This is a genomic window from Nostocoides veronense, assembly GCF_039531185.1.
In the GTDB taxonomy this organism is placed as follows: Bacteria; Actinomycetota; Actinomycetes; order Actinomycetales; family Dermatophilaceae; genus Nostocoides_A; species Nostocoides_A veronense.
Window position 1 is genome coordinate 1 of sequence record NZ_BAAAPO010000036.1, and the last position, 17,942, is coordinate 17,942.

The 17,942-nt window shown below is 68.2% G+C and carries 13 protein-coding genes and 1 pseudogene; 4 read left to right on the forward strand and 10 right to left on the reverse strand.

The window, feature by feature from the left end; genetic code table 11:
- Positions 1-65: 65 nt before the first annotated feature.
- Positions 66-896 (reverse strand): annotated as a pseudogene (locus ABD225_RS11160) (anion permease); the annotation flags it as partial.
- Between the two features lie 469 nt (positions 897-1,365).
- On the opposite strand from ABD225_RS11160, the gene groL reads away from it, so the two are divergent.
- Positions 1,366-2,994 carry a chaperonin GroEL gene (gene groL / locus ABD225_RS11165; RefSeq protein WP_344085026.1) on the forward strand — a complete coding sequence of 543 codons (1,629 nt, stop codon included), beginning with the start codon at positions 1,366-1,368 and terminating at the stop codon, positions 2,992-2,994.
- 83 nt (positions 2,995-3,077) lie between these two features.
- Here the strand turns inward: groL and ABD225_RS11170 are convergent, their stop codons facing one another.
- Positions 3,078-3,464 carry a hypothetical protein gene (locus ABD225_RS11170; protein WP_344085029.1) on the reverse strand — a complete coding sequence of 129 codons (387 nt, stop codon included), beginning with the start codon at positions 3,462-3,464 and terminating at the stop codon, positions 3,078-3,080.
- A 113-nt stretch (positions 3,465-3,577) separates the two neighbouring features.
- Between ABD225_RS11170 and ABD225_RS11175 the strand changes: the two genes are divergently transcribed.
- Positions 3,578-4,342, forward strand: coding sequence for a DUF4031 domain-containing protein (locus ABD225_RS11175; RefSeq protein WP_344085032.1), 765 nt, complete (start codon positions 3,578-3,580; stop codon positions 4,340-4,342).
- Here the strand turns inward: ABD225_RS11175 and ABD225_RS11180 are convergent.
- Entirely contained in the window at positions 4,334-4,987 is a 654-nt protein-coding gene (locus tag ABD225_RS11180) for an HD domain-containing protein (protein ID WP_344085035.1), read from the reverse strand. The two genes, ABD225_RS11175 and ABD225_RS11180, sit on opposite strands and share 9 nt — an antisense overlap.
- 153 nt (positions 4,988-5,140) lie before the next feature.
- Between ABD225_RS11180 and ABD225_RS11185 the strand changes: the two genes are divergently transcribed.
- The gene (locus ABD225_RS11185; RefSeq protein ID WP_344085038.1) at positions 5,141-5,923 is read left to right on the forward strand and encodes an ABC transporter ATP-binding protein; all 783 of its coding nucleotides are present in this window, start codon (positions 5,141-5,143) and stop codon (positions 5,921-5,923) included.
- 57 nt (positions 5,924-5,980) lie between these two features.
- Positions 5,981-8,470, forward strand: a complete 2,490-nt coding sequence (locus ABD225_RS11190; protein ID WP_344085041.1) for an ABC transporter permease — start codon at positions 5,981-5,983, stop codon at positions 8,468-8,470.
- 179 nt (positions 8,471-8,649) lie between these two features.
- Here ABD225_RS11190 and ABD225_RS11195 read toward each other — a convergent pair whose 3' ends face one another.
- The 7 genes from ABD225_RS11195 to ABD225_RS11225 form a co-directional block, all read right to left on the reverse strand.
- A complete protein-coding gene (locus tag ABD225_RS11195; protein WP_344085043.1) occupies positions 8,650-10,521 on the reverse strand; it encodes a DUF2339 domain-containing protein in 1,872 nt (623 codons plus the stop codon).
- 65 nt (positions 10,522-10,586) lie between these two features.
- Positions 10,587-11,627, reverse strand: coding sequence for a zinc-binding dehydrogenase (locus ABD225_RS11200; protein WP_344085046.1), 1,041 nt, complete (start codon positions 11,625-11,627; stop codon positions 10,587-10,589).
- 32 nt (positions 11,628-11,659) lie between these two features.
- Positions 11,660-13,597 (reverse strand): HelD family protein, encoded by a 1,938-nt coding sequence (locus ABD225_RS11205; RefSeq protein ID WP_344085049.1) that lies wholly within the window; start codon positions 13,595-13,597, stop codon positions 11,660-11,662.
- A 121-nt stretch (positions 13,598-13,718) separates the two neighbouring features.
- Complete coding sequence (locus ABD225_RS11210) at positions 13,719-14,882, reverse strand: S1C family serine protease (protein ID WP_344085052.1); 1,164 nt, start codon at positions 14,880-14,882, stop codon at positions 13,719-13,721.
- A 273-nt stretch (positions 14,883-15,155) separates the two neighbouring features.
- Positions 15,156-16,625, reverse strand: a complete 1,470-nt coding sequence (locus ABD225_RS11215) for a sensor histidine kinase (protein ID WP_344085054.1) — start codon at positions 16,623-16,625, stop codon at positions 15,156-15,158.
- Positions 16,622-17,326, reverse strand: coding sequence for a response regulator transcription factor (locus ABD225_RS11220; protein WP_344085057.1), 705 nt, complete (start codon positions 17,324-17,326; stop codon positions 16,622-16,624). Before ABD225_RS11220 ends, ABD225_RS11215 begins: the two co-directional genes overlap by 4 nt.
- A 66-nt stretch (positions 17,327-17,392) precedes the next feature.
- Complete coding sequence (locus tag ABD225_RS11225; protein WP_344085060.1) at positions 17,393-17,926, reverse strand: TolB family protein; 534 nt, start codon at positions 17,924-17,926, stop codon at positions 17,393-17,395.
- Positions 17,927-17,942: the final 16 nt, after the last annotated feature.

A 17,942-nucleotide genomic window follows, 5' to 3' on the forward strand; every position in this document is an offset into this window, starting at 1 on the left:
GAGCACGACACCAACGCTGATGGCTATTGATCAGCCCGGATGCCGAATTAACTCAGACACACCTCACCCTGGCGCGGGGTGATGTCCACCAAGCCCTTGCCCAAGGTGCGGATGATCCGCCAGCCGCCGAGGTAGGTGCCCAACGCAATGGCGCTCGCGGCGCTGACCTTGACCCACAGTGGCACCGAGTGCGTGTCTGTCCAGTGCCCGCTGGCGATCAGTGCAAGCGTCATGACACCCATGGTCTTCTGGGCGTCATTGGTGCCGTGGGCCAAGGACACCAGGGAGGCGCTGCCGATCTGCCCCCACCGGAAATAGCGTTCGGCCAGCTTGTCCATGACGCTGCGGGTCACCCGGTGCACGACCCAACAGCCCACAAAGGCCACTGCCATGGCGATGACCGGCGAGATGAAGCTCGGGATCAGCACTTTGCCGACGACGCCATCGAGCTTGGTGCCATCGCCGGTCCACTTCACCCCGGACAGACCGAAGCCGGCCGCCGCGGCGCCGGTCAAGCCGCCGAGCAGGGCGTGGGAGGACGAAGACGGCAGCCCGAGCAACCAGGTGAAGAGGTTCCAGACAATGCCGCCGATCAGTCCGCACAGGACGACGAGCAAGAGTTTGTTGCCATCGTCGACGAGGGTTGCCGGGATGGGGGCGCCCGACTTGTCCTGGAGCTTGACGACAGCATTCGACACCGTGAGGGCGACTTCAACCGAGAGGAAGGCACCGACGAGATTCAGGATGGCCGCCAGGGCAACCGCGGCCTTCGGCTTCAGTGCCCCCGTCGAGATGGAGGCAGCCATGGCATTGGCGGTGTCGTGGAATCCATTGGTGAAATCGAAGGCGAGTGCCGTGCAAATGACGAGCACGAGGATGACGTTCGCAGCGTCCACGATGCACAGTGTGCACAGGCCACCGAGTCTTCACCAACTGGATCACGCTTGTTCACCCGGTGTTCATGTTGGGGCGCCGATTCGGACCCAACCTTCGCCTCCGATCTCGCCTCGAAGTCGTCACTCCGACAGTCGGACCTAACCCCACAGATCCGTCGTCGGTCCCCCCGCGGGATGGCGGACTCACGACCAAACGCGCGAGTCATGACCGAACAACGGAGTCAGGCAACGCCGGCTGCGGGCCGTGCCAGCACCGCGCTGACGACCCGGAGACTGCGCGGCGCGCGTTTGCACTCTCGGCATGAGAGTGCCAATAATGGCGTTAGCACTCTCATGCCGAGAGTGATAATCCCTGACCTCGTAGGTGAGGTCCGGCAGGTCGCGGTGACGTGAGCCGCGGCATACCGGGCCGTCCGTCGCGGGCACCTCGTGGTCACCACCAACGCAATCGTGTGGAGGAACCACCCGAATGGCCAAGATCATCGCTTTCGATGAAGAGGCTCGCCGTGGACTCGAGCGGGGCATGAACACCCTCGCCGACGCGGTGAAGGTCACCCTGGGCCCGAAGGGCCGCAATGTCGTGCTGGAGAAGAAGTGGGGCGCCCCCACGATCACCAACGACGGTGTGTCCATCGCCAAGGAGATCGAGCTCGACGACCCCTACGAGAAGATCGGCGCCGAGCTGGTCAAGGAGGTCGCCAAGAAGACCGACGACGTCGCCGGTGACGGCACGACGACGGCCACCGTCCTGGCCCAGGCCATGGTCCGCGAGGGCCTGCGCAATGTCGCGGCCGGCGCCAACCCGATGGCCCTCAAGCGCGGCATCGAGAAGGCCACCGACGCGGTCGCCACCGAGCTGCTCGCCATGGCCAAGGAGATCGAGACCAAGGAGCAGATCGCGGCCACCGCCTCGATCTCCGCGGCCGACTCCCAGATCGGCGAGATGATCGCCGAGGCCATGGACAAGGTCGGCAAGGAAGGTGTCATCACCGTCGAGGAGTCCAACACCTTCGGCCTCGAGCTTGAGCTCACCGAGGGCATGCGCTTCGACAAGGGCTACATCTCCGGCTACTTCGTCACCGACCCGGAGGCCATGGAGGCCGTCCTCGAGGACCCCTACATCCTCATCGCCAACTCCAAGATCTCCTCGATCAAGGACCTGCTCCCGCTGCTGGAGAAGGTCATGCAGTCCGGCAAGCCGCTGCTGATCATCGCCGAGGATGTCGACGGCGAGGCCCTGTCCACGCTGGTCGTCAACAAGATCCGCGGCACCTTCAAGTCCGTGGCCGTCAAGGCCCCCGGCTTCGGTGACCGCCGCAAGGCCATGCTCGCCGATATCGCCATCCTCACCGGTGGCCAGGTCATCTCCGAGGAAGTCGGCCTCAAACTCGACTCCGCGGACCTCGACCTGATGGGCCGCGCGCGCAAGGTCATTGTCAGCAAGGATGAGACGACCATCGTCGAAGGCGCCGGCGACGCGGATCAGCTCGCCGGCCGGGTCTCCCAGATCCGCGCCGAGATCGAGAAGTCGGACTCCGACTACGACCGCGAGAAGCTCCAGGAGCGCCTCGCCAAGCTCGCCGGCGGCGTCGCCGTCATCAAGGCGGGCGCGGCCACCGAGGTTGAGCTGAAGGAGCGCAAGCACCGCATCGAGGACGCCGTCCGCAATGCGAAGGCCGCCGTCGAAGAGGGCATCGTCGCCGGTGGTGGCGTCGCGCTGCTGCAGGCGACCAAGACCGCCTTCGAGAAGCTCTCCCTGGAGGGTGACGAGGCCACCGGTGCCAATATCGTCAAGGTCGCGTCCGAGGCTCCGCTGAAGCAGATCGCCATCAACGCCGGCCTCGAGGGCGGTGTCGTGGCGGAGAAGGTGCGCCACCTGCCCGCCGGTGAAGGCCTCAACGCCGCCTCCGGTGAGTATGTCGACATGATCGCCTCCGGCATCATCGACCCCGCCAAGGTGACCCGCAGCGCGCTGCAGAATGCCGCTTCCATCGCGGCGCTCTTCCTCACCACCGAGGCCGTTATCGCCGACAAGCCGGAGAAGGCCGCTCCGGCCATGCCCGGTGGCGGCGACGACATGGGCGGCATGGGCTTCTGAGTCACCCCACTAGCCAAGGGCTAATACAAGCCGGCCCGGACACCATCACGGTGTCCGGGCCGGTTTGTTGTATGCCGGGTGGTTCAGTTGGCGCCGAAAGTGGTCGCGCCGTGCGCCACCATCGTGGCCCCGTCGCCGCCGCGGTAGGTCACGACATCGACGTGATAGTCATGAATGCGGGTCTTGGAGACGAAAACCCAGCTGCCGACATTCTTGCCACGCTCCGCGAAAGCGAACTGAACGGCCGGGTCTACGGCATAGCAGCCGACCTGCGCGCGCTGACCGTAACCCCACGCGGCGAGCATCCGGTCGACATACAGCCGGGCGTCGGAGGGCGGGGTGCCGAGTTGGCTGCAGGTGAAAGCGGCGGGGGCGGCAGACGGCGCCGGGGCGGCACCGGCAGTGCTGGCGCCGAAGGCCGTGAGCGCGGCGGCGGAGGTGACGGTGGCAATAATGGCGTTGCGGCGCATGGCTTTTCCTCTGCTCTGGGGGGCCGACCCGATCGGGCCGATTGCTCCTACAGACGCCGACTCTGCGGGTTCGGTTGTGCGCCGTTGGTAACCTTTTCTTGGGAGCATGGGCTGTGACCATTTGGATCGACCCGCCGGCGTGGCCAGCCCACGGCCGCCTGTGGTCCCACCTGATCTCCGACACCGCGATCGAGGAGTTGCACGCCTTCGCCGAGCGCGCCGGATTGCCCCGGCGTGGATTTGAAGGCGATCACTACGACATTCCGCAGGAGCGCTACTCCCAGGCCGTTGCGCTCGGGGCCCACGAAACTTCGCCGTCGAATATCGTTCGCATGCTTCAGGATTCGGGACTCCGGCTGAGGAAACGCAAGGGCGAGAAAGGAATTGCGCGCGTCCTCGGGGTCGGCTTTCCTGACAACTCGCGCGCCGATATCGACCTGGTTCGCAGCGCCCTTCCGACGCCCGACACAGCGACCTTCGCCGCGACCGTTTACGTGCGCGAGCGCTCAGGGCACTGGCTGGCCGTATGGTCGCCCCGCCGCCAGGAATGGAGCGCCCCCGGTGGCTGGCGCGAGTCGGGCGAGAGTCCCGAGCAGACAGCCATTCGAGAATGCTTGGAGGAGAGCGGGATTGCGCTCCCGGCGGGCGTCTTGCGCCAGGTCGGCTACGAGCGCTTCTATCCCCTCGCGGACACGACCTGGCCGATCGGGGACGGCCGCTTCCTGGCGGTCTATCGTGCCGACATCACCCTAGACCGTCCCACACTCAATGGCCCGGACGGTGAGCCATCGCGCTGGATGTCCAGCGCCGATTTCCTTGCCGCAGTAGCTGATTCGTGGTGGTTCCCGATGGCGGAAACGGTCGTCACGTCAGCGTGACCCTAGCCGCCTGAGCTCACGTGCGAGGTTCGCGCGGGCGGCGGGCTCCCACTCGGCATACGCCCTTGGCTCGGCATAGATCCGCGGCCGGTCCGCGAACGTGCGCAGGATGTGCGAGCGCTCCCGGGCATAGATCTCGTCGGGCACCTCGGCATACTCCGCCCGCACCGCCCGGCAGTAGTCGTCGAAGCGCTCCGCGGGAGCCGACAGGATCCACAGGTCTGAATCGTGCAGCCACGCGCTGGCCGTGCCGGCCGGCGGGAGCTCATGGTCGACCGTCTCCAGGATCAGCGCACAGATCGCGGCCACCTCCTCCTCGGGTATGCCGATCCGAGACAGCTCGTCCCGGGCCAGGTCGGCCGAGGCGGCCTCGTTATCCGGCCGCGCCGGGTCGTAAATCGCATCGTGGTACCACGCGGCGAGTTCGGCGTGCGCCCAAGCCCGTGGGTCGTGAGAGTCAGCGAGGGTGGCGATCACCGCGCGGACTTCGTCGAGATGGCGCACCTCGTGGTAGCCGCGTCGAGGGTCGGACCAGCGGCTGAGCAGGCCGGACACCATGTCCGCAACCAAATCGTGATCACTTGGACGGTTGGTCAAGATCTGAACGGCCCGACCGAAGGACGACAGGCGCTCATCGGGGTCCATGTGACGATTCTCCGACCGGCGGCCTCGCCAGCGCAATCTTTACACTGTCAAGTTAGTGGTACCAGCAGTCTCAGGCGATTTCGGGGGTGACCCAGGGTCGGCTGCGGGCCGAACCCCAGCGCGAGCCCGACGGTGCCCGGTTAAGTTCGGAACATGGTCGAAATAGCAGGGGTTGCCCAGTTGGTCCGCGCCGACAATCAGATCGTCGCCGCCCGCACCCAACAATTGTCCAAGGTCTATGGCACGGGGGATGCGCAGGTCATCGCCCTCGACACCGTCTCGGTGGAGCTTTTCGCTCACGAGTTCACGGCGATCATGGGTCCGTCCGGCTCCGGGAAGTCGACGTTGATGCATTGCGCCGCAGGCCTCGATGCCGTCTCCGACGGCCGAGTCTTCATCGGCGAAACGGAACTCACGAGTCTGAAGGAGAAGGAGTTGACGGCGCTGCGGCGCGACAAGATCGGCTTCATCTTCCAGGCCTTCAATCTGATCCCGACGCTGACAGCGAAGGAGAACATCCTGCTGCCGCTCTCGATCGCCGGACGCAAGCCGGACCCCGCCTGGTTCGACCAGGTTGTCGAGACGGTCGGGCTCTCCGAGCGACTCGGTCACCGGCCGAGCGAACTGTCCGGCGGCCAGATGCAGCGCGTCGCGTGTGCCAGGGCACTGGTCAGTCGTCCCGAGATCATCTTCGCCGACGAGCCGACCGGCAATCTGGACTCTCGGGCCAGCCGCGAAGTCTTGGACTTCCTACGCCGTTCCGTCGCCGAGTTCGGCCAGACGATCGTCATGGTCACTCACGACCCGGTCGCCGCGAGCTACACCGACCGGGTGCTCTTCCTCGCCGACGGCCGGGTCGTCGATGAGATGCGCGAGCCCACGGCTGAGCGGGTGCTGGAGCGCATGGCGGGCCTGGACTCGGCCAAGGGAGTCTGACGAATCATGTTGAGCGCCAGTCTTAAATCGGTGCTCGGACGTAAGCTTCGCTTGCTGATGAGCGCCATCGCCGTCATCCTCGGCGTCGCCTTTGTTTCCGGTTCCTTCGTCTTCACCGACACCCTCAGCAAATCATTCGACGGGATCATGAGTTCCAGCGTCGGTGATGTCGTGGTTCGGCCCGCGGGCTCCGAGGTCACGATGGGCGGCACCCAAACCATCCCTGGGTCTTTGGTCGAGACCCTCGCCAAAGCCCCCGGCGCCGCCCGGGCCGACGGCAATGTCACGGACTATTCCACCTTCGTGATCTCCAAGCAGGGCAAGTTGATCGGCGGCACCGGCGCGCCGGGTCTCGGCGTGAACTTCACCGACGGCCCTGCCGCCAATGGCAATTCGATGTTCACCCTCACGCACGGTGCCTGGCCGAGCGCCGATGGTCAGATCGCGCTCGACGCGCGCACGGCCAAAACCGGTGGGTATGCCGTCGGCGACACCGTCCGGGTCGTCACGGCCGGGGCGCAGGCCCAGTTGTCACCGAAACTGACCGGGATCATGGAGTCCTCCGGTTCCCTCGTGGGTGCCAGCGTGGTCGTCTGGACCACCCCGCAGGCACAGCAGCTTTATCTGCAGGGCCGCGATGAGTTCAACGACATCTGGGTCACCCGAGCCGACGGCACGTCGCAGGATCAACTGCAGGCCGCCGTGGCGCCCTTGCTGCCCGAAGGTCTCGACGCCGTCACCGGGGCCAAGGCTGCCGAGCAGGCGCAGAGTCAGATCCAGGAGTCGATGAAGTTCATCACCTACTTCCTGCTGATCTTTGCGGCCATCGCGCTGGTGGTCGGCTCGTTCATCATCGTCAACACCTTCTCGATCCTCGTCGCGCAGCGCATGCGCGAGCTCGCCCTCTTTCGCGCGATTGGCGCAACGCGGCGCCAGGTCACCCGATCGGTGCTCGTGGAGGCCCTTGCAGTCGGGCTTGTTGGCTCCACGATCGGTCTGATCGTCGGCGTGCTCCTGGCTATCGGTATCAAGCTGCTCTTCGGCTTCATCGGTCTCGATCTCGCTGGCGCCAGCCTGGTCTTCGCGCCTCGCACCGTGATTGCGGCGTATGCCGTGGGCCTGGTTGTCACGCTGTTCGCGGCCTACCTGCCTGCCCGGCGGGCCGGCAAGATACCGCCCGTCGCCGCCATGCGTGATGATGTGACCCTCAGCGAGGGCTCGATGCACCGCCGGGTCATCGCCGGAACGGTCCTGGCGGGTGTCGGTGCAGCCGCGATGGGGGCGGGGCTTTTCACCAGCATCCCTAAGCCGGTGGCGTGGATTGGCGTCGGAATCCTGGGGGTCCTGCTGGGCGTGGCGCTGACGAGTCCGTTGGTGGGCCGACCGCTGATCACCGGGATCGGGGCGATCTATCGCCGGGCCTTCGGCACCGTCGGTGTCATGGCCGAGGAGAACGCTCTGCGCAATCCGCGGCGAACCGCGGCCACCGCCTCTGCACTGATGATCGGCGTGACGCTGGTGTCGATGATGGCCGTCTTCGGTGCCTCGACCAAGCAGAGCATCGCGAAGGAGATCGACGCCAACTTCAAGGCCGACTATCTCGTCTCGAACGCCATCGGCCAAGACTTCTCCCCGAGCGTCGGTGACCAGGTTGCCAAGGTCGACGGTGTGGCGACGGTGTCCCGCGTGCGGTGGGGAATGGGCAAGGTCAACGAGGGCGACGAATGGGTGGCAGCGCTCGATCCGGCGTCCTTCGGTAAGGTGTCGACGCTCGACGCCGAGCACAACGATGACGTCTTGGCCAAGCTCGCCACGGGCGGAGTCCTCCTGGACACCGACAAGGCCAAGGAGCTCGGGTTGAAGTCGGGAGACAAGCTCTCGATGACCTTGCAGGGCAAGCCATTTGAGACCACGGTCGCCGGCACCTTCGCGCCGACCGCCACTGCGCCGGCCCAGGTCGTGATGAGCTTGCAGGCCTGGGCTGACCATGGCGGCACCGCGAGTGACGGCCAGGTTTACGTCCTGACGCGCCCGGGCGCGAATCTGTCGGCCGTCTCGTCCGGCCTCGACGCCATCGTGGCCGACCTGCCGACGGTCAGCGTCAAGGACATCGCGGGCTATGCCGAGGAGCAGTCCAAGCCGATCAACCAGATGCTGATGATCATCTACGCGCTGCTTGGCCTCGCCGTGATCATCGCGATCCTCGGCATCATCAACACCCTCGCCTTGTCGGTCATCGAGCGGACGCGTGAGATCGGCTTGCTGCGGGCGGTTGGTCTCTCGCGCCGGCAACTGCGCTCCATGCTGCGCCTGGAGTCGGTCGTCATCGCCATCCTCGGCGCCGTCCTGGGCATCGTGCTCGGCGTGGCCTTCGGCATCGCCATCCAGCGGGCGCTCGCGGACCAAGGCTTCAGCACGCTGAGCATCCCGTGGCTGCAGTTGGTCGGCTTCCTGCTCCTCGCCGGAATCGTCGGCGTGTTCGCCTCGGTCTGGCCGGGACGGCGGGCGGCCAAGATGCAGATCCTCGACGCCATCGCGGCCGAGTAGTCCAACAGCGGAAGGCCGGGCTCGCGCAGGGGCGAGCCCGGCGTTCGCTCTGTCGCGGGCCGGTTTTGCAGTGGCGGGCCAACTTCCCCTCGGCGGGCCAGGCAATATCCCGGCCCACGGGCGCAAACCTGGCCCGGGCCCTGGGGTGGGAGGATCGGCGGCCTGTTACGCCGTGCGCGTTAGGGGGCCTGGCGGGCGCGGTCGAGGGCTCGGGCATACCCCGTGCCCATGGCGAGCAGGGCCAAGCCGGCCCCGAGGAAGGCCACGATCCGCACGATGCCGTCGAGGGTGGCGAGGTCGAAGAGGAGGAGCTTCGCGACGGCGCAGCCCGCCAGGGCGAGCCCGGCGCGCAGGGCCAGTGCGGCATCGCGCGAGCGCGAGAGGCCGTGCATCAGCAGGTATGCCGCGACGCCCGCGATCAGCAGGGTTGCCAGTCCCTGGCCGGTCACGAAACCGCTTGCGGGAGTGGCGAACCGGCGCCCGACCAGCACGCCGGCACAGACAACTGCCGCCCCGAAGGCGACCAGCGCGGGCACGGCCAGGAGCAGCGTGAGCCGGGTCGGATTGCGGTGCGGGTGGCTGTCGGGGTCCTGGGCGGCGGCATATGCCTGCGCCGGGCCGTGGAGCAGCGCCAGCGCGAGCCCGGTGGCGAGGACGGCGAGCAATTCCGGGAGGTGGACATAGGTCGTGGCGGTCGCCCGCGCGGTCAGGTGAGCGGTGATCGGCGCCGTCAGGGCCACGGCGGCGAAGCTGAGCAAACCGGCGACGATCACCTGCCAGCTTTCCCGGCGGCCGGGCAGGTGCAGGCCCGCGACGACGGCGAGCACGACCGCCGTGAAGGCGGGCAACTGCCACGACGTCGCGGTGTCCACGACGGCGGCCTGGATGGCGAAGGCGATGCCGAGGATTCCGGCGGCAGGCGCGACCTTGAGGAGGGCCGGGCGGCTCTCGCGGCGGGTCAGGAGCGCGACCATCAGATAGGCCAGGGCAGCGACCGCCGCGACGAGCCACGAGGGGACGAGCCCGGCACCGGCGATGGCGAACACCGGCAGGGCACTCACGCCGAGCACCGGCGGCAAGAGCATCGGCTGGCGGCTGGCGGTCTTGCCGTGGGCGGCGAGGAAGGTCGTCCCGAGGTCGACGGCGGCCAGGACGACGGCCATGGCGAGGCTGGCCTCGCGGTGGTCGTGGCTGCCGAGGGCGATCAGGGCCAGGGCGGCCGGGGCGACCCGCAGCACGTGCAGCGCGAGCCAGCTGCGGCCCAGGTGTGCGGGGAAGGTCGCGATCGCCAGGATGACCAGGAAGGCAGCCGTTACGGGATCGGTGGGGGAGCTCACCGCGGGCGCCAGAGCGGCGACCCCGCCGACCGTCACGAGCGCGAGGAACTGGCTGTCCCAAGCGCGAGCCAAGAGGACACCGCTGCCGGCGACGAGGCCGGCCAGGGCCAGGCCGGCCGGGACCGGCAGCCAGTCGTAGATCCGGGTCATCGCGAGCACGTCGAGATAGGCGGTTGCGTATCCCGCGGAGGCGATTGCCCACGCCCCGGTCGCGCGCGCCGGATCACGATGCAGCCGGTGCGCGACGCCGATCAGACCCACGGCCAAGACGCCGGCCCCGGCGACGCGGGCGACTGGGCCGAGGTAGCCATGCTGGACGGCATACGCGAGCAGCAGCGCGACGCCGATCAACAGCACGCCCGCCCCGGCCACCCCGAGCAGCCGCACGACCATCCCCTCGCGCTGCCACCACGCCACGGGCGCCTCACCTGTCTCAGCTTTTCCGCCCTGGGCGGGAATCCGTCCGTTACTCAGGTCCGCGCCAGCCGCAAGATGCCCTGCCGGGGCCGGTGCGATCGGCGGCGGAAGGATCGGACCAGCCGCGGGCGCCGCTGCCCCCTGCGGAGCGGCGACCGCGACCGGCCCTTGGCCTTGCTCGAGCAGCAGCCGCTGGCGCAGGGCGGCCAGCCCATTGCCCACGGCATACATCCGGCTCATCGCCTCGGCGAATTCCGCCTCAAGCACTCGAACGGCATCCAGCGTCTTCTCGGCCATGCCCCACTGTGTCTCGGGGGTCGCACCCGGCGCCTGAGTGCGGCTACTCAACTCCCGCGTGGGGCCTACAGGCGCGGGTCGATGAGGCGGACGCCGCGGGGCGCGTCCGGCTGCGCCATGTGCGGCAGCGCCTCGGCGGCCTGCGCCAAAGTCAGGATTTCGGTGACCAGCCCCGCCGGGTCCAACCGTCCCGCAGCGACCGCGGCGAGCAGCGGCGGGTAGTCGCCGGCGGCCATTCCGTGGGACCCGAGCACGGCGAGTTCATGGGCGATGATCCGCCCGGCCGGCAAGCTGGCCCAGCCGTCCGCGAGCAAGCCCACCTGGACATGCCGCCCCCGCCGCCGCAGGGCGAGGATGCCGGCTGCCGCCAGCTCCGGGCTTCCGAGCGCGTCGAGGCTGATGTCGACCCCGTCCGTATGCCGCCCGCGCACCACCCCGGCAATCTCCTCGCCGCCCATCCCGTCGGTGAGTTGAATCGGCTCTGCCCCAAGACTTTCCGCGATCCGCAGTGCTTCCGCTGAGATGTCGGCCGCCGTCACCTCGGCGCCCATCGCCCGCGCGATCTGGATGGCCGCCAAACCCACCCCGCCCGCTCCGAGCACCAGCACCCGCTCCCCGGCCTGCAGCCCAGCCACCGCGGTGAGGGCGCGCCACGAGGTCGCCATCCGGCAGCCCAGCGCGGCGGCCGCGTCATCACGGACGGAATCGGGCAGCGGCACGAGATTGACCGCGGCATTCGGGACCGCGACCCGCTCCGCGAAGGAGCCCGGGTCGGTGAACCCCGGTTGGCGCTGGGCACGACAGACCTGCCCGGCACCCGCGCCGCAATCCCGGCAGCGCCCGCAGGCCATGACGAATGGCACGACCACCCGGGCGCCCACGAGCCCGGGCAGGTCGGGAGCCGCGCGGACAACGCCGGTGAACTCATGCCCGGGTATGCAGGGGAGCACGGTGTCGCTGTCGTGGCCCTGCCAGCCGTGCCAATCGCTGCGGCACAAGCCCGTCCTGGTGACCTCGACGATCGCGCCGCCGGCTTCCAGGATCGGCTCGGGTGCCTCGATCACGGCGAGCGGTCCGCCGAAGCGGTCGTACTGGAGGGCGCGCATGGCCCGACAATATGCCGCCGAGTCCGCTGAGGTCAGGCGACGTTCAGCTCCGTCGGGAGCGGGGAACTGTGGACGATGTCGAGTTCCGAGACGGCGCGGGTGAGCACGACATAAAGCCGGCGCAGGCCGGTGCGCTCATCGGGCTCGGCGGCGACGATCTCGGCAGGTTCCAGCACGATCACCCGGTCGAACTCCAGGCCCTTGGCGACCGATGCGGGAATGACATCGATCTGATGGTCCACATCGCCGTGATCGACACCGAGCACGCCATGGTCGACCCCCGCTCCGGTGAGGGCCTTGCTCACCGTCTCGACGCGGCTGTCGGCGACGATGATCCCGACCGATCCGGCCACCGCCGCTGACGAGATCGTCAGTGCCACAACGCGATCCACGTCCGCGGCGTCGTGGTGAATGTCGAGCCGGCCGGGATTGTCACGCACCGACTCCGGCGCCCCGAGGCCCGGCGCGATGCGTGGGAGGAGGCGGGCGGCATACGAGATGACCGAGGCGGGGACGCGGAAGCCGCGGTCGAGAATCTCGACATGGGCCGCGGGTTTGCCGAGGTGTTCCAGCGCCTCTTCCCACGTGTTCGTGGCCCACGGGGTTGTGCCCTGCGCGATATCGCCCAACACGGTTGCTGATCCGGTGGAGCAGCGACGCCCGACCGCGCGCAATTGCATCGGCGAGAGGTCTTGTGCTTCGTCGAGGATGACGTGCCCGAGGCTCGGGGTCCGATCAAGAAGATCCGTCAGCTCGTCGAGCAGGACCAGATCCGCGACCGACCACTTGGCTGAGCCGGGCGACTTGGGCGGCGCCGCCCACAGCAGCAGCGACTGCTCCTGCGGCGTCAGCAACTCCCCGGCGCACTCCGCGAGGAAATCCGCATCACTGAGCAGGCGGTGCAACAGTTTCGCAGGGTCCAGGCTCGGCCAGTGCGCCACGGCATACGCCTTGACCGGCGCGCTCCGGGCGACGGCATCGTGCACCCGATCGTCCGGCGCATCGCCCGCGCGCTCCATCTGCAGCAGCACCGCGTGCGCGAGCCGTTGCGGCAACATTCCCCGCGCCGCGTGGTATCGCGCTCCGCGAGAACGCAATTCATCGACGAAGTCCGCGACCTCGTATGCGGGGACGCGCCACTTGCGCGACCCACGCGGCACCACGAGCGCCTCAGACGGCGCCCGCACGTGATACCAAACGGCTCGCCGCAAGACCTCCGCCATTCGGCCATCGCCTTTGAGCCGGGCGACGTCGGCACTATCCGTTCCGCGCACCGGACGGGTCGCGAACATCTCCGCGATCGTCGTATGTCCGACCCGCACCTCACCCAGGGCGGGCAAGACCGAACCGATGTGGTCGAGGAAGGCGCGGTTGGGCCCGACGACAAGCACGCCCTGCCGGGAGAGCCGGTCGCGGTGGGCATAGAGCAGCCACGCCGCCCGGTGCAGCCCAACGGCCGTCTTGCCGGTGCCGGGGGCGCCTTGCACGCAGACCGTCGTGTCGGCGTCGGCTCGCACGATCTCGTCCTGCTCCGGCTGGATCGTCGCGACGATATCGCGCATCGGACCGACCCGCGGTCGCTCAATCTCGGCCGCGAGAATGCCACTGCGAGAGTCGGTTTCGTGGGTGTCGGTGAGGTGCTCGTCCTCGTATGCCGTGATCTCGCCCCCGGCGATCCCGAACCGACGCCGCAGCGCCACAGCCATCGGGTGCGCGCGCGTCGCGCGATAGAAGGCACCGGAGATCTCGGCGCGCCAGTCGATGACGAGGGGGTCGCCGTGATCGTCGCTGACATGTCGGCGACCGATATGCCAGGTCGCGCCATCGGTCATCGTCAACCGACCGAAGAAGAGAGCCGTTCCTGGGTCGTCCTTGAGGGACTCGACGCGGTAATACAAGGCGCGGGCGAGATAGGCCGCGGCGATGGGATCGGCGGCGTTGACGTCGAGGGCCTCGGTGCGCTCGCGCATCCGAGACAGGGCAACTCGCGCACGTTGGAGGTGGGCCCGCTCGTGGATCAATTCTGGTTCGGGCACAAGGAGCCACTGTGCCAGATCGGCCGCGCCCCGCCAAGGGCGCGGCCGCTGGTGCTCACGATTGTGGTCGGGCGGCGAGCGTGACGGAGAGTTCGGTCGTCGAGCCGTTGCGCAGCACGGTCAGCGGGACGGTGCTGCCGACCTTCTCGGCGCGGATGTGCGCGATGAGTGAGTCCATTGACTCGACACCGACACCCTTGATGCCGATCACGATATCCCCTTGCTGCAGACCGGCATTCGCCGCCGGAGTGTTGGGGGAGACGGACGCGATGAGCGCACCTGAACGGGTCGCCGTGCCATCCTTGCCCTCGCCATCCTGCAACTTCACGCCGAGGTAGGCGTGTTGGGCCGAGCCGGTGCTGATGAGCTGGTCGGCGATCACCTTCGCCTCGTTGACCGGGATCGCGAAGCCAATCCCGATATTGCCGCCGCTGGAGCCGGTGCTGGCAATCGAGGAGTTGATGCCGACGAGGCGACCATTTGCGTCGACGAGTGCGCCGCCGGAGTTGCCGGGGTTGATCGCGGCCGAGGTCTGGACGGCATTGGTGTAGACCGGCTCACTCTGACTCGACCCGAACTGCGACTGCTCGTCGCCGGTCGTGACCGGACGGTTGAGGGCGCTGACGATGCCGGTGGTGACGGTGCTGGCCAAGCCGAGCGGGTTGCCGACGGCCATCACCGGGTCGCCGACTTTCAGCGCCGCGGAGTCGCCCATGGCGATGGGTTTCAGATCGCTTGGCGGGTTGGTGATCGTCACGACCGCGAGGTCGGTTGACGGATCGGTGCCGGCGATGGTGGCGGCATACGTCCGGCCATCGGAGAGACTGACCTTGAGGCCGCCCTGGACGGCGCCGTCGACGACGTGATTATTGGTCAGGATGTGGCCCTGCTCGTCGATGACCACGCCGGAGCCCTGAGCCCCGCCACCTTGGACTTCGACCCTGATCGCGACGACGCTCGGGGTCGCCGCGGCGGCCGTGGCGGTCCAGTCGGGGGCATTCGCGTTGACCTGACGGATCTCCTGCGCGCCGGATGTCGTTGCCCCGGAAGGGCTTTGCTGGGCGGCGGATGACGAGGTGGCCGCACTGGCCCCCTGGTCATCCGCCGCCCGCACGGCGGCATAGGTCCCACCACTGGCCAGTCCGGCCGAAAGCAGTGAGACAGCCACCAGGCCCGGCCAGGTGCGTCGGGTCCGCGGCGACCGGGAGGGAGGGGGCACCGGCGGAATCGAGGCAGGCTCAGGCGTGTGCCACGCCGAGGGGGGAGCAGGAGCAGGGCCGGGGCGGGTCGCCTCCCGGTCACCAAACCACAGGGGCGCCGTGGCGTCGGTGTCCGGTCGATCGGTTGCGGCCCACATGGGAGACGGACGGGAGGGGGAGGGGGTGTCCGTCGTGTTGCCCGGCTGGCTCATCGATGCTCCTTCTCGGTGTGACAACGGCTAGTCAATGCCGTCAACCTCCGGCGGTCCTGGGACGAGGCTGGGAGTTCGCTGTCAAGCCGTGAGGGCGGACTGCAGCGGCAGTTCGACCACGAAGGTCGCGCCCCCTCCGGGCGTCGGTTTGATGCCCACCCGTCCACCGTGCCGCTCCACGATCGCGGCCACGATGGCCAGCCCGAGTCCGGTCCCGCCGCTCTCCCGCGAGCGCGCCTTGTCCTCGCGGAAGAAGCGCTCGAAGACGCGGGTCTTGGTGGCCTCGTCGATGCCGGGGCCATGGTCGCGGACCTCGACAACGGCGATTCCGTCGGCGCCCCCGAGGACGACATCGATGGGCGTTCCTTCCGGCGTATGCCGAATGGCATTGGTCAGCAGGTTGCCGAAGACTTGATGCATGGCGGGCTCTTCGCCGTCGATCACGGTCGCGGTCAAGCCGCCAGAAACTTTGCCCTGCAAGGTGATTCGTCGTTCGGGATCGCGCACTCGGGCGGCCTGGACCTGTTCGGCGAGCACCACCGTGAGGTCGACCGGCGTGCGCTCGGTGGCGCGCTTCTCATCGAGCCGAGCCAGCAGCAGTAGGTCGTCGACGAGATTGGTCATCCGCGCGGCCTCGGTTTCGATGCGCGCGATCGTCTCGGGGACGCGGACCTCCGGCACGGCCCCCTGACGGTACAACTCGGCATACCCCCGGACCGTGGCGAGGGGCGTGCGCAACTCGTGCGATGCGTCCGCGACGAACTGGCGCATGCGCTCTTGGGAGGCGGCGCGCACCCCGAAGGATTCCTCGACCTGGCCGATCATCGTGTTGAAGGAGCGAGAGAGCGAGGCAACCTCGTCGGGTGCATCGGTCTCCGGAACGCGTTGGGTGAGATCACCGGCGGCGATGGCGGCGGCCGTGTCCTCGATCTTCGACAGCGGCCGGAAGGCTCGCGCCACCGCGAACCAGCCGAGCGAGAGACAGGCCGCGATCAGGCCGAGCCCGGTCAGCGTGGTGAGCAGCAGCAATCGCTGGACCGTTTTGTCGACATCGCGCAGCGGCTGGGCGACGACGAAGGTGACCACGGCATTGTCCGAGGCGCCGGCCACGGCACGCCATTTCAGGTCCGACCCGCGGGTGCGCAGCGTGAAGGGATCCCCGGAGACCACGCGCGGATCGTCGAGCGTGAGAGCGGCGAGGTCCGGAACCGCATCAACATCCGTCGCGGGGAGGGCCCGGATCGGGCTGCCGTCGGTCGGAAAGAAGATCACCGAATAACCCGTGGGCATCGAGGTTTTGGTGTCCGCGCCGACGACGACATTTAGGGCACGGCTCGCGACGCTGCGTGCGCTCTTGTGCAGATTGTCATCGAGGCGCGCTATCAGCTCACGGCGCACCAGGACCGAGGTAGCAATAGCCGTCATGGTCAAGGCGGCCAGCAGCAGGGCCAGCAGAATCGCGATCAGCCGCAGCCGCAGGGGGAGCCGGTGCAGGCGCGTGGCGAGCCCGGCCCGCATACCCTCGGGAACGGCCTCGCCGGAGGCGGTCACTGGGGCGGCTTGCGCAGGACGTAGCCGACCCCGCGCTTGGTGTGGATCAGGGGCGGCAGGCCCTCGGTGTCGATCTTGCGGCGCAGATAAGAGATATAGGACTCGACGATCCCCGACTCACCGCGGAAGTCGTAATCCCAGACGTGGTCAAGGATTTGAGCTTTCGAGAGCACCCGGTTGGGGTTGAGCATCAGATAGCGCAGCAGCTTGAACTCGGTCGGGGAGGTGTCGATCGCCCGGCCGGCGCGGCGCACATCATGGCTGTCCTCATCGAGCTCGAGATCTTCGAACCGCAACACCGCGGAGTCGTCGATCTCGCCCTTGGTGCGGCGCAGGACGGCGCGGATGCGCGCGACGACCTCTTCGAGGCTGAAGGGCTTGGTGACATAGTCGTCGCCGCCGACGGTCAGGCCCTTGATCTTGTCGTCGACCGAATCGCGTGCCGTGACGAAGACGATCGGCGCGCGGCGCCCGCTGTCGCGCAGCTTGCGGGTGACTTCGAAGCCGTCCATGTCCGGCAGCATTACGTCCAGGACGACGAGGTCCGGGTCGTGCGTGGCCGCCGCCGCGATCGCGGCGTGCCCGTCACCGGCCGTATGCACCTCGAATCCGGCGAACTGCAGGGAGGTCGCGAGCAGTTCGCGGATGTTCGGCTCGTCCTCGACGATCAGCAGGCGAGCTTCCGGATCCGTGACGGTCATAGCTCTCAGGGTGCTCGGCGAGCCTGGGAGTTTGCTGTATGCCGTCACGGCCCGGGCGGCCTCGGGTCAGGGCAGCGGCTGCCAGTCCAGGGACTTCACCCAGGTGCTGTCGTTGGGGATGTCGTAGTAGAAGCTCCCGCAGGGCGAGGCAAGGCAGAAGCTCTGGTCGCTGGCTTTGGTCAGCGGGCTGACCGCCTTCGTCGCGAGGGTGACGACCTGCAAGGACCGCCCGGACGGCGTGCCGGACGCCGAGCGGGAAAAGACGATCTTCTTACCGTCCGGAGACCAGGCCGGGTTGACGTCATGCCCCGTGCCGGCGGTGATCTTGACGCGGCCGGTGCCATTGGCGTTCATCGTCCAGATCGCGCCCTTGAGGGCATAAGCGATGCTCTTGCCGTTCGGGGAGTAGCGCGGTCCGGTGCCGGGGCCGAGGCTGACTTTGCTGCCGCCGGTCTTGGTGAAGGTGAAGATGCTGCCCGCGATCTCGGCGGCGACGCGGCCGTTAGCGCCGGGGAAGGCGGCCTGGGCCGGGAACGCGGAGCTCGCGACGAGCGCGCCGGTGGCGGTGAGCAGGGCTGCAGCGATGATGCGACGCGACATGACGCGAAACCTCTTC